Source organism: Acidovorax soli (assembly GCF_900107605.1).
GTDB classification, from domain to species: Bacteria; Pseudomonadota; Gammaproteobacteria; order Burkholderiales; family Burkholderiaceae_C; genus Acidovorax; species Acidovorax soli.
The window spans coordinates 1-25,024 of record NZ_FNQJ01000040.1; the positions used below are offsets into that span (position 1 = coordinate 1).

A 25,024-nucleotide genomic window follows, 5' to 3' on the forward strand; every position below is an offset into this window, starting at 1 on the left:
TGCAGCAGGATCGACAAAATAAAAAGGGAACGTGAAACACGTTCCCTTTTTACTGCCAATCAGATCAAGCCAAGCTTAACTGACTGGCATTGGCCGAAAGGCGCGTTTTTCATGGGGCCGCAGCGTTTACTTGGCGGACACCACGCGCACCATTTCCAGGCACTTGTTCGAGTAACCCCACTCGTTGTCGTACCAGGACACGATCTTCACGAAGGTGCCATCGAGCGCAATGCCGGCGTCGGCATCAAAGATGGAGGTGCGGGTGTCGCCACGGAAGTCGGTGGCCACCACCTTGTCTTCGGTGTAGCCCAGCACGCCCTTCAGGGCGCCTTCGGACTGGGCCTTCATCTCGGCCTTGATTTCGTCGTAGGTGGCAGCCTTTTCCAGCTCCACCGTCAGGTCCACCACCGACACGTCGGAGGTGGGCACGCGAAACGACATGCCGGTCAGCTTCTTGTTGAGGGCAGGGATCACCACGCCCACGGCCTTGGCAGCGCCGGTGCTGGAGGGGATGATGTTTTCCAGGATGCCGCGGCCGCCGCGCCAGTCCTTGTTGCTCGGGCCGTCCACGGTCTTTTGCGTGGCGGTGGCGGCGTGCACGGTGGTCATCAGGCCGCGCTTGATGCCCCATTTGTTGTTCAGCACCATGGCCACGGGGGCCAGGCAGTTGGTGGTGCACGAGGCGTTGGACACGATGGCCTGGCCGGCGTAGGTGTCGTGGTTCACGCCGAACACGAACATGGGGGTGTCGTCCTTCGAGGGGGCCGACAGCAGCACCTTCTTGGCGCCCGCATCAATGTGCTTCTGGGCCGAGGCCTTGTCCAGGAACAGGCCGGTGGATTCGATCACCACGTCGGCGCCGACTTCGTTCCACTTCAGGTTGGCCGGATCGCGCTCTTGCGTCAGTCGGATCTTCTTGCCGTTGACGACCAGGGTGTTGCCTTCCACCGAGACTTCGCCCTTGAAGCGGCCGTGCACCGAGTCGTACTGCAGCATGTAGGCCAGGTAGTCGGGCTCCAGCAGGTCGTTGATGCCAACGACTTCGATGTCGCTGAAGTTCTGGATGGCCGAGCGCAGCACGTTGCGGCCGATGCGGCCGAAGCCGTTGATACCAATCTTGATCGTCATAGTCTCTCCAAAGTTGATTTCCGAAAATCCAAAACTCAAAGGGGCCTCGCATCACTGCGGGGCCCCTTGCCAGATCACTTGCGCTGGAGCACGGCCAGCACGGTGGCTGCCACGTTCTCTTCGGTAAAGCCGAAATGCTTGAACAGCACAGGCGCCGGGGCCGATTCGCCGTAGGTGTCGATGCCCACCACGGCCGCGCAGCCGTATTTCCACCAGCCGTCGGTCACGCCCATTTCCACGGCCACGCGGGGCACGCCGGCAGGCAGCACGCTGCTCTTGTACTTGGCATCTTCGCGGTCGAAGGTGGTGGTGCTGGGCATGGAGACCACGCGCACGGCGATCTTCTTGTCGGCCAGCAGGCGCTGGGCCTTCAGGGCCAGCTGCACTTCGGAACCGGTGGCAATGATCACGGCCTGGGCCTTCTTCTTCAGGCCTACGTCCGCAGGCTCGGACAGCACATAGGCGCCGCGCGAGATGTCGCCCAGGTCGCGCTTGGGGGCGTAGGGCAGGTTCTGGCGCGAAAGCAGCAGGGCGGTGGGCTTGTCGCGGTTGCTCAGGGCCACGCTCCAGGCCACGGCGGTTTCGGCCGTGTCGGCGGGGCGCCAGACGTCGAGGTTGGGGATCAGGCGCAGGCTGGCGGCGTGTTCCACCGACTGGTGCGTGGGGCCGTCTTCACCCAGGCCGATGGAGTCGTGCGTGAAGACGTGGATCACGCGCTGCTTCATCAGCGCGGCCATGCGGATGGCGTTGCGGCTGTAGTCGCTGAAGGTCAGGAAGGTGCCGCCGTAGGGGATGAAGCCACCATGCAGCGCAATGCCGTTCATGATGGCGGCCATGCCGAACTCGCGCACGCCGTAGTTGATGTGGCGGCCACCGATTTTCTTGCCGCCTTCGACCTCGGTCTGCACCACGGCGCCTTGCTGGTCAAAGCGCAGGCTGGGCGTGCTCTTGGTGTTGGTGAGATTGGAGCCGGTCAGGTCGGCGCTGCCGCCCAGCAGTTCGGGCAGGGCTGCGGTGAAGGCTTCCAGCGCCAGCTGGCTGGCCTTGCGGCTGGCCACGGTTTCGCCCTTGGTGTGGGCGGCGACCACGGTGTCCACGGCCACTTGCGCAAAACGGGCGGGCAGGTTGCCTTCCATGCGGCGCTTGAACTCGGCGGCCAGTTCGGGGAAGGCCTTGCTGTAGGCATCAAAACGCTCGTTCCAGACGGATTCAAAACCCTGGCCATTGGCCTTGGCATCCCAGTCGGCATACACGTCTTGCGGAATCACGAAGGGCTCGCTGGTCCAGCCCAGGGCTTCGCGCGTGAGTGCGATTTCGTCGGCGCCCAGCGGCTCGCCGTGGGCCTTGGCCGTGTTGGCGCGGTTGGGGCTGCCCTTGCCGATGTGCGTCTTGCATACGATGAGGGTGGGGCGCTCGGTCTGCTGCTTGGCCTCTTCGATGGCGGCGTCCACCGTGTCGGCATCATGGCCGTCGATGGGGCCGATCACGTTCCAGCCGCTGGCCGCAAAGCGCTGCGGAGTGTTGTCGGCAAACCAGGGGGCGACCTGGCCGTCGATGGAGATGCCGTTGTCGTCGTACAGGGCAATCAGCTTGTTGAGTTTCCAGGCGCCGGCCAGCGAAACGGCTTCGTGGCTGATGCCTTCCATCAGGCAGCCATCGCCCAGGAAGGTGTAGGTGTGGTGGTCCACCACGGTGTGGCCTTCGCGGTTGAATTCGCTGGCCAGCAGCTTTTCGGCCAGCGCAAAGCCCACGGCGTTGGTGATGCCCTGGCCCAGCGGGCCGGTGGTGGTTTCGACGCCGGGGGTGTGGCCCACTTCGGGGTGCCCAGCGGTCTTGCTGTGCAGCTGGCGGAAGTTCTTCAGTTCGCCTATCGGCAGGTCGTAGCCCGTGAGGTGCAGCAGCGCATACAGCAGCATCGAGCCGTGGCCATTGCTCAGCACGAAACGGTCGCGGTCAAACCACTGGGGGTTGGCAGGGTTGTGCTTGAGGTGGCGGCTCCACAGCGCCACGGCCATGTCGGCCATGCCCATGGGCGCGCCGGGGTGGCCGGAGTTGGCTTGTTGAACTGCGTCCATGGCCAACGCGCGGATTGCGTTGGCCATCTGGTGGGATTGCTGGGTGTTGGCCATGGGGGAGGGTTCAGGGGTGGGAGGTTCAGGGGAAACCCCGCATTTTACCGGGGCGGCTTTCGTTCGCCTGAATTGGCCCGTGGCAGGCCTGGGGCAGCGGCGGCAATGCACTACAGTGCACGCCATGCAAGGACTGCATCTCACCGCCGATCTGCGTGGCTGCCGCTGCGTTTCCCAGCGCCTGCTGGATGCCGCCGCCCTGGCCCTGGCCTGCACGGATGCCGTGCGCGCTGCGGGGCTGCAGGCGGTAGGCCAGCTGTTCCACACCTTCCCGGCCACGGCGCAAGGCCCTGGCGGGGTGACCGCCACGGTGTTGCTGGCCGAGTCGCACCTGTGCGTGCACACCTGGCCCGAGCAGAGCGCCGTCACGCTGGATGTGTATGTCTGCAACTTTGGCGCCGACCATTCGGCCAGGGCCCAGGCCCTGATGGATGCGCTGCTGGCCCTTTTCGACCCTGCCGAGGTGCAGCGCCATGCCCTGCAGCGCGGCGCCGTGGGGCCCGCCACCGGGGCGGTGCGATGACGCAGTCCACTGCTGTGCAGGTGCCAGCCCTGGTGCTGGCGGCAGGCCGCGGCGAACGCATGCGGCCCCTCACCGACACCACCCCGAAGCCGCTGCTGCAGGTGCAGGGCCAGCCCCTGCTGCAATGGCATCTGCAGGCGCTGGCCGACGCCGGCGTGTCGTGCGTGGTGATCAACACCGCCTGGCTGGGTGAGCAGATTCCGGCCTACTTTTCAAATCAGAATGGCTTGTGGCGCATGTCAAATAAGCGCGAGCAGCTATCGATTTCATACTCCCACGAGGGCGTGGATTTTGGCGGCGCGCTGGAAACGGCGGGTGGCATCGCCCGCGCCCTGCCACAGCTGGGGCCGGTTTTCTGGCTGGCGGCGGGCGATGTGTTTGCGCCCGACTTCATGTTCGACCGTGCCGCCGTGCAGGCCTTTGCCGCCAGTGACCATCTGGCCCACCTGTGGCTGGTGCCCAACCCGGCGCACAACCCGCGTGGCGACTTTGGCCTGTCGGCCGGCGGCCTGGCGCTGAACCTGCCTGCCAACGACCCCACACCGCGCTACACCTACAGCACCATCGCCCTGTTGCGCGCTGAACTTTTTGCGGCGCCCTGGTGCGATATCCCGGCGGGCAACCCCGGTGGCACCCAGGCCCCGCTGGCACCGCTGCTGCGCCGTGCGATGGACGCCGGCCGGGTATCGGCCTCGCTCTACACCGGCCGCTGGACCGATGTCGGCACACCCGAGCGGCTGGCAGAGCTCAACCGCTAAGACGATGGCGGCACGGGTTCCACGGCGATGGCCGGGCCCGCCTCGCAGTTGCGAAACAGCCATTGGCTGGGTAGAAACCTCGCCTGCGGCCCGTCGGGTGCGGGTTTGTCCAGCTCCGCCTGGATGTCGTAGGCAATGTGCGGCACGTGGAACAGGGCGATCTGGCCCTTCTTGCAGTTCAGTGCCGACACGACGGTGTTGGGCACCCAGCTCAGGCTGGCGCTGTCGAAGCGGTGCAGCGGGCCGATGCTCTGGTCCTGCGCCAGCTCCACGCGCATGGGAACGGTTTGCAGCGCGCTGGCCCACACGCCAGCCACCTGCACTGGCTGCGCGAAGCGCACGGCCTCCAGGCCATGCAACGCCAGCGGGCGGCCCGGTTCGCCCTTGTCGAAAGGGTCCCGGCGGTTGATCAGGCTGCCCGCAGGGATGGTCAGTTCGCCATACACAAAGTCCTGCGGCAGCACAAACCGCTCACGGCTTGCGCGGACGGAAGCGCCGTCTTGCCGGGCCTGTTGCGCACTGTGCGACAGGTAGAGCCGAACGCCCAGCCAGGCATTGCACAAAAGCGCCACGGCCAGCAGCACCTGCACCGTGCGCCGGGCCAGCAGCCATTTGCGGGGGACGTCGATCCAGCGCACATACACACCATAGACGGGCAGTGCGACGATCAGCACGAGCCCCAGCAACGGGACCAAGGTGGCCAGGATGAACTGCCAGAGGGAAGTGAACAAATCAGACATGCGATGGAGAAAGGGAAGAGGGTGCCCGTGCGGCACCGATAAGCCGGAAAGTGAAAGGAAATTCGCCGTCTGGCAGACCGTACTTCGCCCGGAGGGCTCAAAATGCGTGGATGAGTCTACCGACATCCATCTATGCCCAGCGTCGCGCCCGCCTTGCCTCGATGCTCGGCGAAGGCGGCATCGCCATCATCCCCACGGCGCCCGAGCGCCAGCGCAACCGGGACAGCGACTTTCTGTTTCGCCACGACAGCTATTTCTATTACCTCACGGGCTTCACCGAGCCGGGCGCCTGCCTGGTGCTCACGCAGGAAGGCCGCAGCACGCTGTTTTGCCAGCCCAAGGATCTGGAGCGCGAGATCTGGGACGGCTACCGGCTGGGCCCCGCGGCGGCGCCTGCCGCGCTGGGTGTGGAGGCCGCCCATGCCAGCAGCGATCTGGACACACAGCTGCCGCGCCTGCTGGAGAACCGGGCCTGCGTCTGGTATCCGTTTGCCACCCACAACGGTCTGGCCGCCCGGGTGGAGGGCTGGCTGAATGCCGTGCGCGCCCGCGTGCGCTACGGTGCGCTGTGCCCCGCAGTGCAAAACGACCTGTGCACCTTGCTCGACGAGATGCGCCTGGTCAAGGATGAACACGAGCAGGCCATCATGCGCCGCGCCAGCGCCATCAGCGCCGGCGCCCACATCCGCGCCATGCAGCGCTCGGCCCGCATGCTGCGTGCGGGCGAAGAGGTGCGCGAATACCACCTCGATGCCGAGTTGCTGCACGAATTTCGCCAGCAGGGCTCGCAATACCCCGCCTACAGCTCCATCGTCGCGGCGGGGGCCAATGCCTGCGTGCTGCATTACCGCGCCGACACCGCGCCCGTGCGCGACGGTGAGCTGGTGCTGATCGACGCCGGCTGCGAACTCGACGGCTATGCCAGCGACATCACGCGCACTTTTCCGGCCAATGGCCGTTTCACCGGGCCACAGCGTGCGCTCTACGATCTGGTGCTCGCCAGCCAGGAAGCCGCCGTGGCCGCCACCCGGGCGGGCGCACGTTTCACCGACCCGCACGACGCCACCGTGGCCGTGCTGGCACAGGGCATGCTGGACCTGGGCCTGCTCGACAGGAACAAGGTGGGCACAGCGCAGGACGTGATCGACCAGCGGGCGTACTTCCAGTTCTACATGCACCGCACCGGCCACTGGCTGGGCATGGACGTGCACGACTGCGGCAGCTACGTGGAGCCCGGCGAGGTGGGCCAGGTGGGCCAGCGCAAGGACCCGCTCTCGGGCGAGCTGATCACCAATCGCCCCAGCCGCGTGCTGCGTCCGGGCATGGTGCTCACCGTCGAGCCGGGCCTCTACGTGCGGCCCGCCGCGGGCGTGCCCGAGGCGTTTCACCACATCGGCATCCGCATCGAGGACGACGCCATCGTCACCGAGGCGGGCTGCGAACTGATCACGCGCGGCGTGCCGGTGCAGGCCGACGAGATCGAGGCCCTGATGCGCGCCTGAAGCGGGCGCCTGCAGTGCCTTGGCCAGGCGGTGCGGCGACCGATCGTTCCGCGCTCGTAACCGCTTCCGTGTAAAAATGGAAACTCAATTACACGTTCAGTGAGAAAGAGACACCTCCATGTCCACCCGCCGCGCCACCAAGATTGTTGCCACCCTGGGCCCCGCTTCCAGCGACCCGCAATTGCTCGAGCGCATGATCCGCGCCGGCGTCAACGTGGTGCGCCTGAACTTCAGCCACGGCAAGGCGCAGGACCACATCGACCGCGCCACGGCAGTGCGCGCCGCCGCGCAGCGGGCCGGGCGCGAGGTGGCGATCATGGCGGACCTGCAGGGCCCCAAGATTCGGGTCGGCAAGTTTGCCGAAGGCCGGGTGCTGCTGGAGCAGGGCGCGCCGTTCGTGCTGGATGCTTCCCGCACCGAGCCGGGCGATCTGGCCGGCGTGGGGCTCGATTACAAGGAACTGCCGCGTGACGTGAAGCCCGGCGATGTGCTGCTGCTCAACGACGGCCTGATCGTTCTCACGGTGAACGCCGTGCGCGGCGAGGCCGTGCACACCACGGTGAAGATTGGCGGCGAGCTGTCCAACAACAAGGGCATCAACAAGCAGGGTGGCGGCCTCACGGCGCCGGCGCTCACCGCCAAGGACATGGAAGACATCCGCACGGCCATGGGTTTCCAGGCCGACTATGTGGCCGTGAGTTTCCCCAAGAATGCCACCGACATGGAGATGGCGCGCCAGTTGTGCAACGTGGCGGCGGCGGAATACCGCCACAAGCCGGGGCTGATCGCCAAGATTGAGCGCGCCGAGGCCATTCCGCACCTGGAGTCCATCCTGCGCGTGAGCGACGGCATCATGGTGGCGCGCGGCGACCTGGCGGTGGAGGTGGGCAACGCGGCCGTGCCGGCATTGCAGAAAAAGATGATCCGCATGGCGCGGGATCTCGACAAGGTGGTCATCACCGCCACGCAGATGATGGAGAGCATGATCACCAACCCCGTGCCCACCCGGGCCGAGGTGAGCGACGTGGCCAACGCCGTGCTCGACGGCACCGATGCGGTGATGCTCAGCGCCGAGACGGCGGCCGGAAAATACCCCCTGGAAACCGTGGAAGAGATGGCCAAGATCTGCGCCGCCGCCGAGGCGGCCGAGGACCATCGGCTGGATGCCGACTTCACAGGCCGCACCTTTGGCCGCATCGACCAGTCCATTGCCATGGGGGCGCTTTTCACGGCCCACCACCTGGAGGCCAAGGCCATCGTGGCCATGACCGACAGCGGCTCCACTGCCCTGTGGATGAGCCGCCACCGCAGCCATATCCCGATCTACGCGCTCACGCCCAAGGTGGCCACGCAGCGCAAGATGGCCATGTACCGCAATGTGCGCCCCTTGCTCATGGACACCAGCGCCGACCGCGACACGGCGCTCGCGCAGGCCGAAGGCCACCTCAAGAGCCGCGGCATTGTGCAAAGCGGCGACGTGTATGCCATCACCTGCGGCGAACCCATGGGCGCACCGGGTGGCACCAACATGCTGAAAATCTGCCGCGCAAGCTGACCCCGTTCACGGCGTGAACCACGGCCAGGTCACCTGGCTGCAGGTGGCGGCTCGTCGGCTTGGGGGCTGTCGGCAAGCGCCAGGCGCCGGCGCAGCGCGGCAGCCGCGAGGTCGCACAGCCAGCCGGTGGTCCAGCACAGCCAGCCCGTCCACAGGGTGTGGCTCATGAAGTGGGCGCCACGCACCTGCTGGGCGCCGCCCAGGATCAGGCCTGCCACCAGCGATGCCGCCAGCCACAGGCGCGCGGCGCGCGGCTGGCGCCGCCGCAGCGCAAAGTAGCCGCCCATAAAGGCAAACCCCGCCGAGGCATGGCCCGCAGGAAAACAGCGCCCCCCTCCACCATCCACGATGCCCAGGGCCCAGTGCGATGCGTAGCGGGCCACGCCACCGAACTCGGCCAGATCCCAGGGGCAACTGGTGGCGCTCAGGCTCTTGAGGCTGCTCACTACAAACAGCGCCGCCAGCGCGCTGGCGGCCAGCTGCAGCCGCTCCCCCAGGTCGATGCGCCGCAGCAAGCCCACCGGCCACCATACGCCCAGGGTCAGCAGCACCACCACAAGCCAGCCCAGGTGGTGGGCATCTTCGTGCAGTACCTGCGTGAAGAACCACTGCTCGCGCATCGGGAAACCGGTGCCCGAGCCAAAAACATGGGCCAGTGCCAGATCCTGCCCCAGGGCGTCCCAGGCCAGCAGGCATGCCAATGTGCCAAGGGTCCAGGCCAGGGTTCCGCGCAGGGAGTGGGGTGGCGAGGTGGAAGCAAGGCTTGACTGCGACATGTTCGGCACGATAGGCGTGTGCGCTTAACGGGGTCTTAACCTTTTTCTGGGGGCCGTCGCGGTGACAATCGGGCCATGCGAATCCTAGTGGTCGAAGACGATGCGGGCATTGCCAACGGGCTGCGCACCAACCTGCAGCAGCGCGGCTATGCCGTGGATGTGTGCGATGGCATTGCGTCGGCCTGGGGCGCACTGCGTGCCGAGCGCTTTGACGCCGTCTTGCTGGACCTGGGACTGGCCGACGGTGAAGGCGGGGAGCTGTTGCACCGGCTGCGCGCCAGTCCGCCGGCCGCTGGCGTGCCAGCGCTGCCCGATCCTGCGACCCCGGTGCTCATCGTGACGGCCCGCGATCTGGTCAGCCAGCGCATCGCCGGCCTGGACCAGGGGGCCGACGACTACCTGGTCAAACCCTTTGATGTCGATGAACTCGATGCTCGCCTGCGTGCACTGCTGCGCCGGGCGGCAGGCCGGGCCTCTCCGACCATACGCTACCGCGATATCGAAGTGGATCCGGCCGCGCGCACGGTGCTGCAGGCCGGCAAACCGGTCGATATGTCGCCGCGCGAGTTTTCCGTGCTGCTCGTGCTGCTGCAGGCCCGGGGCCGGGTGCTGTCCCGCCAGCAGATCGAGGAGCGCCTGTACAGCTGGCAATCGGCCATTGAAAGCAACGCGGTCGAAGTGCACATCCACCATTTGCGCCGCAAGCTGGGCAGCGGGTGCATCCAGACCATGCGGGGCGTGGGTTACTTCATGCCGCAGGAGGCCTTGTGATGGCAGCGCCGGGTTCCGCTGCCCACCCCTCCCGGGGCCCGGTCCGCCACTCGCTGACCCGGCATCTGCTGCTGTGGTCTCTGGGGGCGCTGGTGCTTGTGTGGTGCAGCTTCGTGTTCGTGGGGTACCGCGCCGGTGTGAATGAGGCGGATGAGCTGACCGACGGCCATCTGGCCAGTGTGGTTGCGCTGCTCATCAATCTGCGCGCTTTTGAAGCCGTGGACCAGGCCGTCACTACGCAGCGCCCCGCCATGCCCTGGCTCAAGGCGCATGACTACCAGCAGTCCATCAGCGTGGTGCAATGGAATGCTGCAGGGCATGTGCTGGCGCACAGCGGCAGCGCACCATTGCCTGCCTTCAATGAGGCCGAGGGGTTCGCCGATCTGAGCCTGGGACCGCAGGCCGTGGCCTGGCGCAGTTTTTCGCATTGGGATGTATCCAGAACCCGCAAGGTCATGGTGCTGCTGGAGTTGCGCGAGCGCGACGAGCTGGCGCAGGACATCGCCGACCAGATGGTCGAGCCGGGGTTGTGGCTGCTGCCGGTGGTGGCCCTGGCCCTGGGGCTGGCCTTGCACCGGGGATTGCGGCCCTTGTATGCACTGTCTGCGGATGTGGCCGCACTCGACCCTGCCATCGCGCAGCGGCTGGCGTCGCGCCATGCATGGAGCGAATTCGAATCGGTGGTGGCCTCCATCAATACGCTGCTGGAGCGGCAGCAGGCCGCGCTGGTGCGCGAGCGCCGTCTGGCCAACGAGGTGGCACACGAGCTGCGCACACCCTTGTCCTCGATCGCGCTGCAGGCCAGTGCGCTGGGCGGTGGGCTGGACCCGAACGCGCAGGCACAGGCCTTGGCGCGGATACAGCAGGATGCCTTGCGTGCGGGCCATGTGCTGAACCAGTTGCTGGCGCTGGCCCGGGCCAGCCGTGCCGAGCTGCACGAAGCCACGGCGCCGGTGGACCTGGCCGCCACGGCGCGCGCTGTGTGTGTCGACTATGCCCAGGCCGCATGGCAGCGGGGGGGCGAGATCGCCGTGGTGGCGCCCGAGGCTCTGCCCATGGCGGGCCATGGGGTGCTGCTGGACCTGGCGGTGCGCAATCTGGTCGAAAACGCCCTCAGGCACACTCCGCATGGCACCCGGATTTCCGTGCAGATAGGGCAGTCCGACACCGGGGCGGTCTGGCTGCAGGTGTGTGACGACGGCGGGCGTGTCCAGGCGGCTGCGGGCAACGCCAGCATGGCGCGCCCGGCGGACAGCCTGCAGCTGGGGCATGAAATTGTGCTGCGTGTGGCGCAGATGCATAACGGCACCTTTGGCGTGGCGGCTGCGCCGGCGCCATTCACCACTTGCTACCGTCTGGATTTCCCACCACCCAGCGCTGTGGCGGCCGGGTAAAATCCGGGTTACCAAGCGGTTACCACCGCGCCGGCTGCCTGTCAGCGCCTCCCTCAACCCTGAACGGACTTCACCACCATGCCCCTCGTCTCGATGCGCGAACTGCTCGACCATGCTGCCACCAACGGCTATGGCATTCCTGCCTTCAACGTCAACAACCTGGAGCAGGTGCAGGCCGTGATGGCTGCCGCCGACGAGGTGGGTGCGCCCGTCATCCTGCAGGCCAGCGCCGGCGCGCGCAAATACGCAGGCGAACCCTTCATCAAGCACCTGATCCAGGCGGCGGCCGAGATGTATCCCCACATTCCGCTGGTCATGCACCAGGACCATGGCACTTCGCCCAAGGTGTGCCAGGGCGCGATCGACCTGGGCTTTGGCTCGGTGATGATGGACGGCTCGCTGATGGAGGACGGCAAGACCCCTTCGTCGTTCGACTACAACGTCGAAGTCACGCGCAAAGTGGTGGAGCTGGCGCACAAGTACGGCGTCACGGTGGAGGGCGAGCTGGGCTGCCTGGGCAACCTGGAGACGGGTGATGCCGGGGAAGAAGACGGCATTGGTGCCGAAGGCAAGCTGGACCACAGCCAGATGCTGACCGACCCCGAAGAGGCGGCCCAGTTTGTCAAGGCCACCCAGCTGGATGCCCTGGCCATTGCCATTGGCACCAGCCATGGCGCCTACAAGTTCAGCCGTCCGCCCACGGGTGACATCCTGGCCATCAGCCGCGTCAAGGAAATCCATGCCCGCATCCCCAACACCCACCTGGTGATGCACGGCTCGTCTTCGGTTCCCCAGGATCTGCTGGCCATCATCAACCAGTACGGCGGCAAGATGAAGGAAACCTATGGCGTGCCCGTGGCCGAAATCCAGGAAGCCATCAAGCACGGCGTGCGCAAGATCAACATCGACACCGACATCCGCCTGGCCATGACTGGCGCGGTGCGCAAGTTCCTGGCCGAAAACCCCGAAAAGTTCGATGCCCGCGAATGGCTCAAACCCGCGCGCGAAGCTGCCAAGGCGATTTGCAAGCAGCGTTACATCGAGTTCGGCTGCGAAGGCCAGGGGGGCAAGATCAAGGGCGCATCGCTGACCGTGATGGCCCAAAAATACACTGCAGGTGCATTGGCCCAAGTGGTCAACTGACGTTTTTTGCTCACCCCTTCAGCGCCAACCGGCAGCCCTTGTGCTGCCGGTTGGCGTTTTGGGGGGCTGATCAGGCGAGAGTGTCCCGGAGACGGCGGGCCTTGCTTTTTCTTCATGTAAGCTCGTGGTCAGTTAGCGCGCGCGGGTGCGTGTACGGAGCATCGCGGCCCGGTTCGATAGCGCAGCAAGCCACAGCGGGGCTCGCGCAACGATCACTCAACTTGGAGGAGACCATTCATGCAGGCAAACCCCATTCCACCGGTGCAATGCATCGGCATACCCAGGGAAACCTTCCCCGGCGAAAAGCGCGTGGCCACCGTGCCCGATGTGGTGGAAAAGCTGCTCAAGCTGGGCTTCCGGGTTGCCGTGGAGTCGGGTGCCGGGGATGCCGCCAATTTCAGCGATGACGCCTACCGCGCCGCCGGGGCCCAGATCGCCGGCGACGCTGCCGCACTGTGGGCCGCTTCGGACATCGTCTTCAAGGTGCGCCCGCCCAGCAGCGACGAAGTGGCGCTGATGCGCGAGGGCACGACACTCATCGATTTCATCTGGCCTGCACAGAACCCCGAGCTGATGCAGCAGCTGGCGGCCAGGAAGGCCACGGTGCTGGCCATCGACTGCCTGCCGCGCACGCTCTCGCGCGCGCAGAAGATGGACGCGCTGACCTCCACGGCCGGTGTCTCGGGCTACCGCGCCGTCATCGAGGCGGCCAACGCCTTCGGCCGGTTTTTCAATGGCCAGATCACGGCCGCGGGCAAGGTACCGCCCGCCAAGGTGTTCATTGCAGGCGCTGGCGTGGCGGGCCTCGCCGCCATCGGCACGGCGGCCAATCTGGGCGCCATCGTGCGCGCCAACGACACACGCGCCGAGGTGGCCGACCAGGTCAAATCGCTGGGCGGTGAATTCGTCAAGGTGGATTATGAAGAGGAGGGCTCGGGCGGCGGCGGCTACGCCAAGGTCATGAGCGAGGGTTTCCAGGCCGCGCAGCGCAAGATGTATGCGGAGCAGGCCAAGGACGCCGACATCATCATCACCACCGCGTTGATTCCGGGCAAGCCCGCGCCCAAGCTCATCACGGCCGAGATGGTGCAGAGCATGAAGCCCGGCAGCGTGATCGTGGACATGGCCGCCGAGCAGGGCGGCAACTGCGAGCTGACCGTGCCCGGCCAGGCCGTGGTGCGCCATGGGGTGACCATCGTCGGCTACACCGACTTGGCCTCCCGCTTGGCCAAGCAGTCGTCCACGCTGTACGCCACCAACCTGCTGCGCCTCACTGAAGAACTGTGCAAGGCCAAGGACGGCGTGGCCGTGGTCAACATGGAGGACGACGCGATCCGGGGCCTCACCGTGGTCAAGGACGGCGCGATCACCTGGCCCGCCCCGCCGCTCAAGCAGGCGCCTGCGCCGGCACCCAAGCCAGCGGCGGCTCCCGTGGCCGTGAAGAAATCCAGCCATGGCCCGGGTGAACCCATGTCCGCCAAGACGCTGACCATCGTCTTTGCCGTGCTGGCCTTGCTGTTCTGGGCCATCGGCGCCTATGCGCCGGTGGCCTTCCTGGGGCATTTCACGGTGTTCGTGCTGGCCTGTTTCATCGGCTACATGGTGGTGTGGAACGTCACGCCCGCGCTGCACACGCCGCTGATGAGCGTGACCAACGCCATCTCCAGCATCATCGCCATCGGCGCGCTGGTGCAGATTGCGCCACCCGATGCAGGCATCAACGGGCGCCCTGATGGGTTGATTCTCTGGCTGGCCTTTGCCGCACTGGTGCTCACGGCCGTCAACATGTTCGGTGGCTTCGCGGTCACGCGCCGCATGCTCGCCATGTTCCGCAAATAACAACGACAAAGCCAAGGAAAGACGAACATGTCCCAAAGTCTCGCTACCGTTGCCTACCTGGGGGCGGCCATTTTGTTCATCCTGAGCCTGGGTGGCCTGTCCAACCCGGAAACCTCGCGCCGTGGCAACCTGCTGGGCATGGTCGGCATGGCGCTGGCCGTGCTGGCCACGGTGTTCGGCCCGCGCGTCAGCCCTTCGGGTATTGCCTGGATTGTGGGCGCGCTGGTGGTCGGCGGCGGCATCGGCCTGTATGCCGCCAAGGTTGTCAAGATGACCCAGATGCCCGAGCTGGTCGCGCTCATGCACAGCCTGGTGGGCCTGGCGGCCTGCCTGGTGGGCTTTGCCAGCTACGTCGATACCTCGATCCAGCTGCAGGGCGCAGAAAAGATCATCCACGAGGTGGAGATCTATGTCGGCATCCTGATTGGCGCGATCACGTTCAGCGGCTCGCTGATCGCCTTCGGCAAGCTCAACGGCAGGATCGGCGGCAAGCCGCTGCTGCTGCCCGGGCGCCACTGGCTCAACCTGGCCGGCCTGCTGGTGGTGGTCTGGTTCGGCCGCGAATTTTTGCGCGCCGAGACGATAGAACAGGGCATGGTGCCGTTGATGGTGATGACGGTGATCGCGCTGCTGTTCGGCATCCACATGGTCATGGCCATTGGCGGTGCCGACATGCCGGTGGTGGTGTCCATGCTCAACAGCTATTCGGGCTGGGCGGCGGCGGCCACGGGCTTCATGCTCTCGAACGACCTGCTCATCGTCACCGGCGCGCTGGTGGGCTCTTCGGGCGCCATCCTGTCGTACATCATGTGCAATGCGATGAACCGCAACTTCATCAGCGTGATCGCGGGCGGCTTCGGCTCGGGCGCCGGCACGCCCGCCAAGAAGGGTGATGCAGCTGAGCCGCAGGGCGAGGCGGTGCCCGTCAGCGCCGCCGAGACCGCCGAGCTGCTGCGCGAGGCCAAGAGCGTCATCATCGTGCCCGGCTACGGCATGGCCGTGGCCCAGGCCCAGCACACGGTGAACGAGATCACCCAGACGCTGCGTGCAAAGGGCGTCAACGTGCGTTTTGGCATCCACCCGGTGGCGGGCCGCATGCCCGGCCACATGAACGTGCTGCTGGCCGAGGCCAAGGTGCCCTACGACATCGTGATGGAGATGGACGAGATCAACGAGGACTTCCCCGAGACCGACGTGGCCATGGTCATCGGCGCCAACGACATCGTGAACCCCAGCGCCCTGGACGATCCCACCAGCCCCATCGCGGGGATGCCGGTGCTCGAAGTGTGGAAGGCCAAAACCTCGATCGTGATGAAGCGCTCCATGGCCTCGGGCTACGCCGGCGTGGACAACCCGCTGTTCTACAAGGACAACAACCGCATGCTGTTCGGCGACGCCAAAAAGATGCTCGATGAAGTACTCGCCGTGCTCAAAGGCTGACGGGCATAATGCCCTTGCAGAAAAAGCACGACCGTGCTGAAAAACGCCGGCGTGTTTTCATGGCCGCAATAAAACCTACCTGGAGACCGCGCAAATGACCGACCGCCCGTGGCTGGCTGCCTACCCGCAAGGCGTGCCCGCCGACATCGACCCGTCGCACTACCCCTCCCTCGTCGCCCTGATGGACGAGGCATTCACCCAATACGCCGACCGCATTGCCTACAGCTTCATGGGCAAGGAGGTCACGTTTGCACAGACCGATGCCCTGAGCAGTGCTTTTGCGGCTTACCTGCAGAGCCTGGGCCTGGTCAAGGGGGACCGTGTGGCCATCATGATGCCCAACGTGCCGCAATACCCCGTCGCGGTGGCAGCCATCCTGCGGGCAGGCTTTGTCGTGGTCAATGTGAACCCGCTGTACACCCCGCGCGAGCTGGAGCACCAGCTCAAGGACTCGGGTGCCAAGGCCATCGTGATCATCGAGAACTTCGCCTCCACGCTGGAGCATTGCATTGCGCACACGCCCATCAAGCATGTGGTGCTGTGCGCCATGGGCGACCAGCTGGGCATGCTCAAGGGGCTGTTGGTCAACTACGTGGTGCGCAACGTCAAGAAGATGGTGCCCGCCTACAACCTGCCGGGCGCCGTGCGTTTCAATGATGCGGTGGCCCAGGGCACCCGCGGCACGTTCAAGAAGCCCGACATCAAGCCCGACGACATCGCCCTGCTGCAATACACCGGCGGCACCACGGGTGTGAGCAAGGGGGCCATCCTGCTGCACCGCAACGTGATCGCCAATGTGCTGCAGTCCGAGGCCTGGAACGATCCGGTCATGAAGAAGGTGCCCGCCGGCGAGCAGCCCACCAGCATCTGCGCGCTGCCGCTGTACCACATCTTCGCGTTCACGGTGAACATGATGCTGTCCATGCGCACGGGCGGCAAGACCATCCTGATCCCCAATCCGCGCGACCTGCCGGCCGTGCTCAAGGAGCTGTCCAAGCACACCTTCCACAGTTTTCCGGCCGTCAACACCTTGTTCAACGGCCTGGCCAATCACCCCGACTTCAACACCGTCAACTGGAAGAACCTCAAGGTATCGGTGGGCGGCGGCATGGCGGTGCAGGGCGCGGTGGCCAAGCTGTGGCTCGAAAAGACCGGCTGCCCCATCTGCGAAGGCTATGGCCTGTCGGAAACCAGCCCCTCGGCCAGCTGCAACCCGGTGACCGCCAAGGAATTCACCGGCACCATTGGCGTGCCCTTGCCCAGTACGTACATGAAGCTGCTCGACGATGATGGCCATGAGGTCACCGCCGTGGGCCAGCCCGGCGAAATCGTGATCAAGGGACCGCAGGTGATGGCCGGTTACTGGCAGCGCCCCGATGAGACCGCCAAGGTCATGACCGAGGACGGCTATTTCAAGTCCGGCGATATCGGTGTCGTGGACGAGCGCGGCTTTTTCAAGATCGTGGACCGCAAGAAGGACATGGTGCTGGTCAGCGGCTTCAACGTGTACCCGAACGAGGTCGAGGAGGTCGTCGCCAACTGCCCGGGCGTCCTGGAATGCGCCGTGGTGGGCGTGCCCGACGAAAAATCGGGCGAGGCCGTCAAGCTGGTGATCGTGAAGAAGTCGCCCGACCTCACCGAGGCCGATGTGCGCGAGTTCTGCCGCCATGAGCTCACGGGCTACAAGCAGCCCAAGGTGATCGAGTTCCGCACCGAGCTGCCCAAGACACCCGTCGGGAAAATCCTGCGCCGCGAACTGCGCGACAAGAAGTGAGGCCGCAGGGCCCTGCTTCACCCTTGCTGGCGGCTTCGGTCGCCTTCTTTTTTTCAGAGGCGATTTCATGACCACGGCCATCCTCAGCGCACTTCCCGAAGAACAATCCGGCCTTGTCGCCAGCTTGCAGCAGCCCCAGCGCAGGGTGCACGCGGGGCGTACCTTCTGGACCGGGTCGCTGCACGGCCACAGCGTGGTGCTGGCGCTTTCGGGCATCGGCAAGGTGGCGGCGGCCACCACGGCCACGGCGCTGATCGAGCGCTTCGGCGTGGCCCGCATCGTGTTCACGGGCGTGGCCGGGGGCGTGGGTGATGGCGTGCGGGTGGGCGACGTGGTGGTGGCCCAGGACTATGTGCAGCACGACATGGATGCCTCGCCCCTGTTCCCGCGCTGGGAGCTGCCCGGCTATGCGCGGGCACGCCTGGCCTGCGATGCGGCTTTGTCGGCTCTGCTTTTGGACGCCGCCCGCGCTTGTGTGGCCAGCGCTCAAGGGCAACTTGACCTAGAAACCGCCAACCCCGCCCTGCAGGTGCACCACGGCCTGATGGCCAGCGGCGACCGCTTTGTATCGGCCGCGCACGAGTCCGACCGGCTGCGCACCCTGCTGCGCGAAGCGGGCCACGAGGTGCTGGCCGTGGAAATGGAAGGTGCCGCCGTGGCCCAGGTGTGCCTGGACTACGGTGTGCCGTTTGCCGCCGTGCGCACCATCTCCGACCGCGCCGACGATGCCGCGCATGGCGACTTCGCGCTGTTCGTGCAGACCGTGGCCAGCCGCTATGCCGACCACATGGTGCAAACGTTTCTACAAAAACTGCGAAATTAATAGCTTTCAGCACTTGATAGGTAAGCGCGAGCGGCCAATTCGATCATTGTTTGCAACGGGCGCGCCCCAAAGCCAGCGCCACCGCGGAACCGGCTCCGCCGGACCGCTGGAGGCGTCCCCCTCAGGGGGGAAGGCGCGCAGCGCCACAGGGGGAGTCTATTTAAGCCAGCCGCGCTTGCGGAAGTACCACATCGGCCCCAGCGCGCTGGCCAGCATCAGGCCCAGCGCATACGGGTAGCCCAGCGACCAGTCCAGCTCGGGCATGAACTTGAAATTCATGCCGTACACGCTGGCAATCAGCGTGGGCGGCAGCAGCGCCACGCTGGCCACCGAGAAGATCTTGATGATCTTGTTCTGGTTGATGTTGATGAAACCGACCGTGGCGTCCATCAGGAAGTTGATCTTGTCGAACAGGAAGGCCGTGTGGTTGTCCAGCGACTCGATGTCGCGCAGGATCTGGCGGGCCTCCTCGAACTGGTCGGAGCTGAGCATCTTGCTGCGCATCATGAAGCTCACGGCGCGGCGCGTGTCCATCACGTTGCGGCGGATGCGTCCGTTCAAGTCCTCCTGGCGGGCGATGGCGGCCAGCACCTCGCCGGCGCGGGCATCGGTCACGTCGCCGGCCAGCACCTGCTTGCTGACCTTCTCCAGCTCGTCGTAGATGTTCTCCAGCGTGTCGGCCGAATACTCGGCGTCGGCGTCGAACAGTGCGAGCAGCACCTCCTTGGCATCCTCGATCAGGCCCGGTGCCCGGCGTGCGCGCATGCGCAGCAGGCGGAACACGGGCACGTCCTCGTCGTGGATCGAGAACAGCACGCCCTTGCTTTTCAGCGTGGGGTTGGTCAGGTTCAGGATGAAGGCCACGCGCACCGAACGCGGCTGATCGTTGTCGTCAATGAGAAAGTCGCTGCGGATGTGCAGGTCACCGTTGTCTTCTTCGTAGAAGCGGGCGGATTCCTCGATGTCCTCGTCCATCGCGTCTTCGGGGATGGACAGGCCGTAGTGCTGCTTGATCCAGCGTTTTTCCTCGATCGTGGGGTTTTCCAGATCGACCCAGATGGGCTGAAAGCGGGTGAGTTCTTCCAGGGATTCGATTTCTTCCTGGAACAAACGGCCGTTGGCAAGCGAAAAGATATTGAGCATGGCTCACTCCCTGGTTGGTGGCATCTGCAGTGGGGTTTGGGGGTGCTTTCATCCCCACGGGCAGGCCGGGGAGCTGAAAGCTACCAACTCGGGTAGGTTTCCACGGGGTTTTCTCCGTCAATGTGCAAGCCGCGGATTATGGCACCGGCCCGTGGCGTACGTGTGACGCGGGCACTCGGATTCTCAGGGGCTGGCGGGGGTGGCCTGCACCAGCGCCAGCGCACGGCACAGGTCCGCCCAGGCTGCCGCCTTGTTGCCTTGGGCGCGCAGCAAAAAGGCGGGGTCGTAGGTGACGATGGCGGGGCATCCCGCCAGCTGGTGCAGCTCGGCGCGCAGGCGGCCCAGGGGTTCGGTGCGCGCCAGGGCCGCCCGGGCTGCCACATGGCCCAGTACCAGCACCATGGCGGGGCGCAGCGTGGCCACCGCCTCCTCCAGTGCCACGGATACATCGGCGGCACCTGCAGCGGCGCTGGCCGGGGGGCGCTCCAGGATCGCCAGAAAAACGCGGGGGTGCAGGTGCAGCCGCATGGCCCGCAGCATGTTGTCCAGCAGGCGGCCCGCTTCGCCCGCCAGGGGTTCCGTGGGCGAGAGGCTTTCGGCTACCACCAGCCAGCCGGCACCCAGCCCGGCCGGCGTCTGCGCGGGGTCGGCCGCGGGGTAGAGCGCCTGCGGCGCATGCAGGACCAGCGCAGGCGCGCTGCCGCCCTGCGGCACGGGCGGCTGGACGCCCGGGGCGACGCCCGGGGGGATTGCACGTTCCCGTGCGGTACGCGGTGCCGGCTGGGAGCCGGCATCGGCCGCAGCCATTGCAGGCGGGTGCGCGGCGGGTGCGGTCGCAGTCTGCTGGGCGCGCACGGCATCGGCCACGGGGGGGGGCGCAGGCGCCGGCGTTTCCGCGGGTGCCCAGACGGTGACACCCATCTCCTGCAGCATGGCGCGCTGGCGCGCATCGAGGTGAAGGCTCATGGCAGCGGACTCATAACGGCAGGCTCATGACCACGGCGTCCTCGCGCTGGCCCGCAGGGGCCGGGTAGTAACGCTTGCGCTCGCCCACGCGGCGAAAACCGTGGGCCTGGTAGACATGCAGGGCGCGCTCGTTGCTCACGCGCACTTCCAGCCACAGCCATTGGGCACCCCGCCCGCGCGCCCACAGCGCCAGGGCGTCGAGCAGCACGCGGGCCCAGCCCTGCTTTTGGAAGGCCGGGGCCACGGTGATGTTGAGCAGATGCACCTCGTCCACCCCCATCATGGCCACGAAGTAACCCAGCAGCTGGTCGCCCGCCATCAGCAGCTGGGCCTGGTAGCCCGAGGCCATCGCGTCGGTGAAATTGCCCCGTGTCCAGGGATGGGAGTAGGCGCTGCATTCCACGTCCAGCACGTCGTCCAGCCGGAACAGCGTGAGCGGCTCAAAGCGGACCTCGGGGGCATTGGCGGGGGGAGAGAGGATGGCGCTCATGGTGTTGTCTGTGCGGGCGGGGTTGCACGCAGGGCAGCCCGCTCGGCAGCGGTGTATGCCACTTTATCGCGAATGTAGCGGGGCAGGGCTTCGCGGGCCGGCACGGCGCCGCCCGCTGCGAGCAAGGCGGGGGCCAGCCGCAGCAGGGCCGTGGCAGTGGGCAGCGCGCTGGCGTGCAGGGCGCCGGGGGCCAGGCGCCCGGCGTAGGCGGCCCCGGCGTTGCCCGCCAGTGTCCAGCCTGCGGGCACCTGCACGGCCTCGGGGGCGCACAGGCCGAAGTCGCCATCGGTGCGCCAGTGGCCGACCACGCCGGGCATGCCGCCCCGGGCGGGCTGCCATTCGCAATGCGCCACGTACACCTCGTCCATGCGCGCGTCCAGCGCGGCCACCACCTGGGTGCAGCCATGCTGGTGGCGGGCCTCCTCGGCCACCGCGAGCAGGGTGTCCACCGGCAGCACCGGCACGCCCGCGCCGCCGCGCGCACCAAAAGCCAGCCCCTGCGCCACCGCGCAGGCCGTGCGCAGGCCGGTGAACGATCCCGGCCCACGGCCGAACACGATGGCGTCGAGCGTGGCAAACGACAGCCCGGCTTGCTCCAGCAGCGTGCGAATGGCCGGAACCAGCGTGGCCGAGGTCTGCGCGCCCCCCGGCCCGGTGTGCTGCCACCAGGCATCTCCGGCCTGCACGGCGATGGAGAGGGTGTCGGTGCTGGTGTCGAAGGCAAGCAGGTTCATGGGGCCGGGTGGGTCTGGGTTCGGAGTGCAATTATCAGGGGCGCACCAGCGCGCTGCAGGATTGGCCGGTCTGCGCAATGCACCCCGGCGATAGACTTGGCCGATGATGTCTGTTCCTGTAGGTTGCCGCGCGGCCATGGTGCGCTGGTGGTTTTTGTGCCTTCTGTCCGTGGGTGGTGCGGCCCATGCCCAGGCGCCGGCATCGCTTCCTGCCGAGGTCGAGGCGGCACTGGCGCGTGCCCGCCTGCCCCGCGAGGCCCTGTCCGTGCTGGTGGCGGATGCACAGGCCGGCCGCCAGGCACCGCGGCTGGCGCACCGCGCGCAGGTCGCCACGAACCCCGCCTCGGTCATGAAGCTGGTGACCACCTACGCGGCGCTCGACCTGCTGGGCCCCACCTACACCTGGAGCACGCCCGTGTATGTGGACGGCACGGTGCACGGCGGCAGCCTCAAGGGCAATGTGTACATCCAGGGGCAGGGCGATCCCAAGCTGGTGATGGAACGCCTGTGGCTGCTGCTGCGCCGCCTGCAGGGCCAGGGCATCCAGGTCATCGTGGGCGACATCGTGCTGGACCGCACCGCTTTTGACGTGCCCGACCATGATGCCGCCCGCTTCGACGGCGAGCCGCTGCGCCCCTACAACGCGGCGCCCGATGCCTTGCTGCTGAACTACAACGCGGTGGCCATGGCGTTCGTGCCCGATGTGGCTGCCGGGCTGGCGCGCATCCAGTACGACCCGCCACTGGCCGGCGTGCAGCGCCAGGCCACGGTGCCGCTGGCGGCTCCCGGCGCGGAGTGCGGCGACTGGCGTGCCGCCTTGCGGGCCGAACTGACCGACCCGGCACGCGCCGCGTTCCAGGGTGCGTATCCGGCCCGCTGTGGCGAGCGCGTGTGGGCGGCGGCGTTCCCCGACCCGAAAGGCTTTGCCGCGCGCGCGGTGGAGGGCATGTGGCGCGAACTGGGAGGCAAGCTCACGGGCAGCGTGCGGGATGGCAAGGTGCCTGCGGGGCTCATGCCGGTGTTCGTGGCCACATCGCCCGCTCTGGCCGAGGTGGTGCGCGACGTGAACAAATACAGCAACAACGTGATGGCGCAGCAGCTGTTCCTCACGCTTGCCTTGCGCAGGAATGGCGTGGCCACGTTCGACGGCGCGCGCGACACGCTGCGCCAGTGGTGGCAGGGGCGCATCGGCGATGCCGAGCCGCCCCTGCCCGACAACGGCGCTGGCCTGAGCCGCGAGGCCCGCATCAGCGCCCAGTCCCTGGCGCGCATGCTGCAGGTCGCCTGGCAGTCGCCGGTGATGCCCGAGCTGGTGTCGTCCCTGCCGATTGCCGGCGTGGACGGCACGCTGCGCCGCAGCCAGAGCCGTGCGGGCGCTGCCCACCTCAAGACCGGCAGCCTGCGCGACGTGATGGCCGTTGCCGGCTATGTGCATGCCGCCAGCGGCCGCCGCTATGTGCTGGTGGCCATCGTCAACCACCCGCAGGCGGGCGCCGCGCGGCCGGTGCTCGACGCCCTGGTGGACTGGACCGCACGCGATCAATAGCCACCAAAGCAATTCACACCATGCCCCTGCACGACCTCATCGGCTACCTGGCCGCGACCCTGACCACCTGCAGCTTTCTGCCCCAGGCGCTGCATACGTTCCGCACCCGCGATGTCAGTGGCATCTCGCTGGTCATGTACGGCACCTTCACGCTGGGTGTGGCGCTGTGGCTGGCCTATGGCGTGGCACTGGCCGCCTGGCCCATCGTGGCGGCCAATGCCGTCACGCTGGCACTGTCGGGCGCCATCCTGGTCATGAAGCTGCGCTACGGCGCGCGCCGCAAGGGCTGAAGCCCGGGGGTGTCGCCCAGGCGTCTGGGCGCGGGTGCGGTCCGCGTAATTCCCTATGGATGCTGCAGTGCGGGTGCGCGCACGATGCGACGCTCTTCACCGCTCCAAGGGGTCGCTTCATGCCATATTTCCGCCTTTCCTGTGTTGCCGCAGCCGCGGCGTTGCTGGCCGCCTGCGGTGGCTCCGAGGGGCCGCAGCGGGGGGCGCTGGTGGAGCCGGCTGCGACGCTGGCCATGCTGACCGCCGCACAGATCGATGCCACGACGGCGGCCATCGGCCTGCAGGCGGTCAGCGGCAAGGCCCGGTGCGATGTCCGGGTGGTGGCGCTCAACTACACCACGGTGGGCGTGCGGGACGGTGAGAGCACCAACGCATCGGGCGTGATGCTGGTGCCGGGCGGCCCTGCCTGCACCGCGCCCGCGCCCCTGGTGGCCTACGCCAAGGGCACGGATGTGCAGAAGCCCCGCACGCTGGCCAACCCGCAAGACGGTGAGACCTTCTTTCTGGCGGCGATGTATGCCGCCCAGGGCTACGCCGTGGTGGCCACCGATTACCTGGGTTTTGCCAAATCGGCCTATGCCTACCACCCGTATCTGCATGCGGATTCCGAAGCCACGGTGGTGCTCGACTCCGTCCGTGCCGCGCGGGCGGCGGCGGCCAGCGTGGGCGCCAACCTCTCGGGCAAGGTGATGTTCACCGGCTATTCGCAGGGCGGTCATGCGTCCATGGCCGCCCACCGGGCGGCGGAGCGCGACCATGCCGGCGAGTTCAACGTGGTGGCAGGTGCCCACCTGGCGGGGCCCTACAATCTGTCGGGCCAGCTGCGCGTGACCGATGCGATGGCCGGGGTGCAGTTCTTCGTGCCTTACCTTGTGACCTCGTGGCAAAAGGTGTACGGCAATGTCTATGCCGACGTCAAGGCGGCTTTCAAGCTGCCTTATTCGGGCTACATCGAGAACCTGTTGCCCAGCCCCACGCTCGACTACACCACGCTGGTGTCCTCGGGCGCATTGCCCGGTGGCCCAGGTGTCACACCCAACCAGGCCCGTGACCTCGTGTTCCAGCCCGAGTTCCTGGCCGCGGCCCAGGCCGGCGGCAGCAACCCGTTGTTTCTGGCGGCCAAAAAGAACGACCTCCTGGGCTGGAGCCCCAAGGCGCGCTTGCTGCTGTGCGGTGGTGCGGGCGACCCCACGGTGCCGCCGGCCATCCACCAGCAGGCCATGAAGGCCGACTTTGACAGCCGGGGGCTGACCAACGTGACATCGGTGGATGTCGACGCGCTGGTGCAAGCCACGTACGGGCCCGGTGGCAAGGCGCCCACCGATCCGGCCTCGGCGGCGTTTGCCACGTATTACGGCAACTACCACGGTACCTACGAGCCGCCGTTCTGCCACGCCCAGGCGCGGGCGATGTTTGATTCCGTCCAATAGCCAGGCACTGCGCGCATGAAAAAAGCCGACCCTCGGGCCAATGCCAGTCAGTTAAGCTTGGCTTGATCTGATTGGCAGTAAAAAGGGAACGTGTTTCACGTTCCCTTTTTATTTTGTCGATCCTGCTGCA

The 25,024-nt window shown here is 66.7% G+C and carries 22 protein-coding genes; 14 read left to right on the forward strand and 8 right to left on the reverse strand.

The window, feature by feature from the left end; translation table 11 throughout:
• Positions 1–126: 126 nt before the first annotated feature.
• Positions 127–1,128, reverse strand: a complete 1,002-nt coding sequence (gap, locus tag BLW02_RS17410; RefSeq protein ID WP_092700887.1) for a type I glyceraldehyde-3-phosphate dehydrogenase — start codon at positions 1,126–1,128, stop codon at positions 127–129.
• 74 nt (positions 1,129–1,202) lie between these two features.
• Positions 1,203–3,257 carry a transketolase gene (tkt, locus tag BLW02_RS17415; RefSeq protein ID WP_092700890.1) on the reverse strand — a complete coding sequence of 685 codons (2,055 nt, stop codon included), beginning with the start codon at positions 3,255–3,257 and terminating at the stop codon, positions 1,203–1,205.
• Between the two features lie 124 nt (positions 3,258–3,381).
• Between tkt and speD the strand changes: the two genes are divergently transcribed.
• Together speD and BLW02_RS17425 are read left to right on the forward strand one after the other, a co-directional pair.
• The gene (speD, locus tag BLW02_RS17420; protein ID WP_092700893.1) at positions 3,382–3,780 is read left to right on the forward strand and encodes an adenosylmethionine decarboxylase; all 399 of its coding nucleotides are present in this window, start codon (positions 3,382–3,384) and stop codon (positions 3,778–3,780) included.
• Positions 3,777–4,538: a nucleotidyltransferase family protein gene (locus BLW02_RS17425; RefSeq protein ID WP_092700896.1), complete on the forward strand. Its 762-nt coding sequence runs from the start codon at positions 3,777–3,779 to the stop codon at positions 4,536–4,538. The genes speD and BLW02_RS17425 overlap by 4 nt, the downstream gene beginning before the upstream one ends.
• Here BLW02_RS17425 and BLW02_RS17430 read toward each other — a convergent pair.
• Positions 4,535–5,278, reverse strand: a complete 744-nt coding sequence (locus tag BLW02_RS17430) for a hypothetical protein (protein ID WP_092700899.1) — start codon at positions 5,276–5,278, stop codon at positions 4,535–4,537. The two genes, BLW02_RS17425 and BLW02_RS17430, sit on opposite strands and share 4 nt — an antisense overlap.
• A 110-nt stretch (positions 5,279–5,388) precedes the next feature.
• Between BLW02_RS17430 and BLW02_RS17435 the strand changes: the two genes are divergently transcribed.
• A complete protein-coding gene (locus BLW02_RS17435) occupies positions 5,389–6,780 on the forward strand; it encodes an aminopeptidase P N-terminal domain-containing protein (protein ID WP_092700902.1) in 1,392 nt (463 codons plus the stop codon).
• A 118-nt stretch (positions 6,781–6,898) separates the two neighbouring features.
• Positions 6,899–8,335 carry a pyruvate kinase gene (gene pyk, locus BLW02_RS17440; protein WP_092700905.1) on the forward strand — a complete coding sequence of 479 codons (1,437 nt, stop codon included), beginning with the start codon at positions 6,899–6,901 and terminating at the stop codon, positions 8,333–8,335.
• A 29-nt stretch (positions 8,336–8,364) separates the two neighbouring features.
• On the opposite strand, the gene BLW02_RS17445 is transcribed toward pyk, so the two are convergent.
• Positions 8,365–9,111 carry a phosphatase PAP2 family protein gene (locus tag BLW02_RS17445; protein WP_092700908.1) on the reverse strand — a complete coding sequence of 249 codons (747 nt, stop codon included), beginning with the start codon at positions 9,109–9,111 and terminating at the stop codon, positions 8,365–8,367.
• Between the two features lie 75 nt (positions 9,112–9,186).
• Here BLW02_RS17445 and BLW02_RS17450 point away from each other — a divergent pair, with 75 nt between their 5' ends.
• From BLW02_RS17450 to BLW02_RS17480, 7 genes are all read left to right on the forward strand, one after another.
• Positions 9,187–9,882: a response regulator transcription factor gene (locus BLW02_RS17450; protein WP_092700911.1), complete on the forward strand. Its 696-nt coding sequence runs from the start codon at positions 9,187–9,189 to the stop codon at positions 9,880–9,882.
• Complete coding sequence (locus BLW02_RS17455) at positions 9,882–11,276, forward strand: histidine kinase dimerization/phospho-acceptor domain-containing protein (protein WP_092700914.1); 1,395 nt, start codon at positions 9,882–9,884, stop codon at positions 11,274–11,276. The genes BLW02_RS17450 and BLW02_RS17455 overlap by 1 nt, the downstream gene beginning before the upstream one ends.
• Positions 11,277–11,354: 78 nt before the next feature.
• Positions 11,355–12,419 (forward strand): class II fructose-bisphosphate aldolase, encoded by a 1,065-nt coding sequence (fba, locus tag BLW02_RS17460; protein WP_092700917.1) that lies wholly within the window; start codon positions 11,355–11,357, stop codon positions 12,417–12,419.
• Positions 12,420–12,656: 237 nt separating this feature from the next.
• Positions 12,657–14,258 (forward strand): Re/Si-specific NAD(P)(+) transhydrogenase subunit alpha, encoded by a 1,602-nt coding sequence (locus tag BLW02_RS17465; RefSeq protein ID WP_092700920.1) that lies wholly within the window; start codon positions 12,657–12,659, stop codon positions 14,256–14,258.
• Positions 14,259–14,285: 27 nt separating this feature from the next.
• Positions 14,286–15,698 (forward strand): Re/Si-specific NAD(P)(+) transhydrogenase subunit beta, encoded by a 1,413-nt coding sequence (pntB, locus tag BLW02_RS17470; protein WP_092700923.1) that lies wholly within the window; start codon positions 14,286–14,288, stop codon positions 15,696–15,698.
• Positions 15,699–15,792: 94 nt separating this feature from the next.
• Positions 15,793–17,472, forward strand: coding sequence for a long-chain-fatty-acid--CoA ligase (locus tag BLW02_RS17475; protein ID WP_092700926.1), 1,680 nt, complete (start codon positions 15,793–15,795; stop codon positions 17,470–17,472).
• A gap of 67 nt (positions 17,473–17,539) precedes the next feature.
• On the forward strand, positions 17,540–18,295 hold the full coding sequence (locus BLW02_RS17480; RefSeq protein WP_092700929.1) for a 5'-methylthioadenosine/adenosylhomocysteine nucleosidase: 756 nt from the start codon (positions 17,540–17,542) through the stop codon (positions 18,293–18,295).
• A 156-nt stretch (positions 18,296–18,451) separates the two neighbouring features.
• Here BLW02_RS17480 and corA read toward each other — a convergent pair whose 3' ends face one another.
• The 4 genes from corA to tsaB all read right to left on the reverse strand — a co-directional run bounded on the left by corA (position 18,452) and on the right by tsaB (position 21,628).
• Positions 18,452–19,438 carry a magnesium/cobalt transporter CorA gene (gene corA / locus BLW02_RS17485; protein ID WP_092700932.1) on the reverse strand — a complete coding sequence of 329 codons (987 nt, stop codon included), beginning with the start codon at positions 19,436–19,438 and terminating at the stop codon, positions 18,452–18,454.
• A gap of 183 nt (positions 19,439–19,621) precedes the next feature.
• Positions 19,622–20,404, reverse strand: a complete 783-nt coding sequence (locus tag BLW02_RS17490) for a uracil-DNA glycosylase family protein (protein ID WP_092700935.1) — start codon at positions 20,402–20,404, stop codon at positions 19,622–19,624.
• A 10-nt stretch (positions 20,405–20,414) separates the two neighbouring features.
• Positions 20,415–20,894 carry a ribosomal protein S18-alanine N-acetyltransferase gene (gene rimI / locus BLW02_RS17495; protein ID WP_092700939.1) on the reverse strand — a complete coding sequence of 160 codons (480 nt, stop codon included), beginning with the start codon at positions 20,892–20,894 and terminating at the stop codon, positions 20,415–20,417.
• Positions 20,891–21,628, reverse strand: coding sequence for a tRNA (adenosine(37)-N6)-threonylcarbamoyltransferase complex dimerization subunit type 1 TsaB (gene tsaB, locus BLW02_RS17500; protein WP_092700942.1), 738 nt, complete (start codon positions 21,626–21,628; stop codon positions 20,891–20,893). The genes rimI and tsaB overlap by 4 nt, the downstream gene beginning before the upstream one ends.
• 136 nt (positions 21,629–21,764) lie before the next feature.
• Here tsaB and dacB point away from each other — a divergent pair, with 136 nt between their 5' ends.
• From dacB to BLW02_RS17515, 3 genes are all read left to right on the forward strand, one after another.
• Positions 21,765–23,174 (forward strand): D-alanyl-D-alanine carboxypeptidase/D-alanyl-D-alanine endopeptidase, encoded by a 1,410-nt coding sequence (gene dacB / locus BLW02_RS17505; RefSeq protein WP_244273752.1) that lies wholly within the window; start codon positions 21,765–21,767, stop codon positions 23,172–23,174.
• Between the two features lie 20 nt (positions 23,175–23,194).
• Positions 23,195–23,464 (forward strand): SemiSWEET transporter, encoded by a 270-nt coding sequence (locus BLW02_RS17510; RefSeq protein WP_092700948.1) that lies wholly within the window; start codon positions 23,195–23,197, stop codon positions 23,462–23,464.
• A gap of 119 nt (positions 23,465–23,583) precedes the next feature.
• Complete coding sequence (locus BLW02_RS17515; protein ID WP_092700951.1) at positions 23,584–24,894, forward strand: lipase family protein; 1,311 nt, start codon at positions 23,584–23,586, stop codon at positions 24,892–24,894.
• Positions 24,895–25,024: the final 130 nt, after the last annotated feature.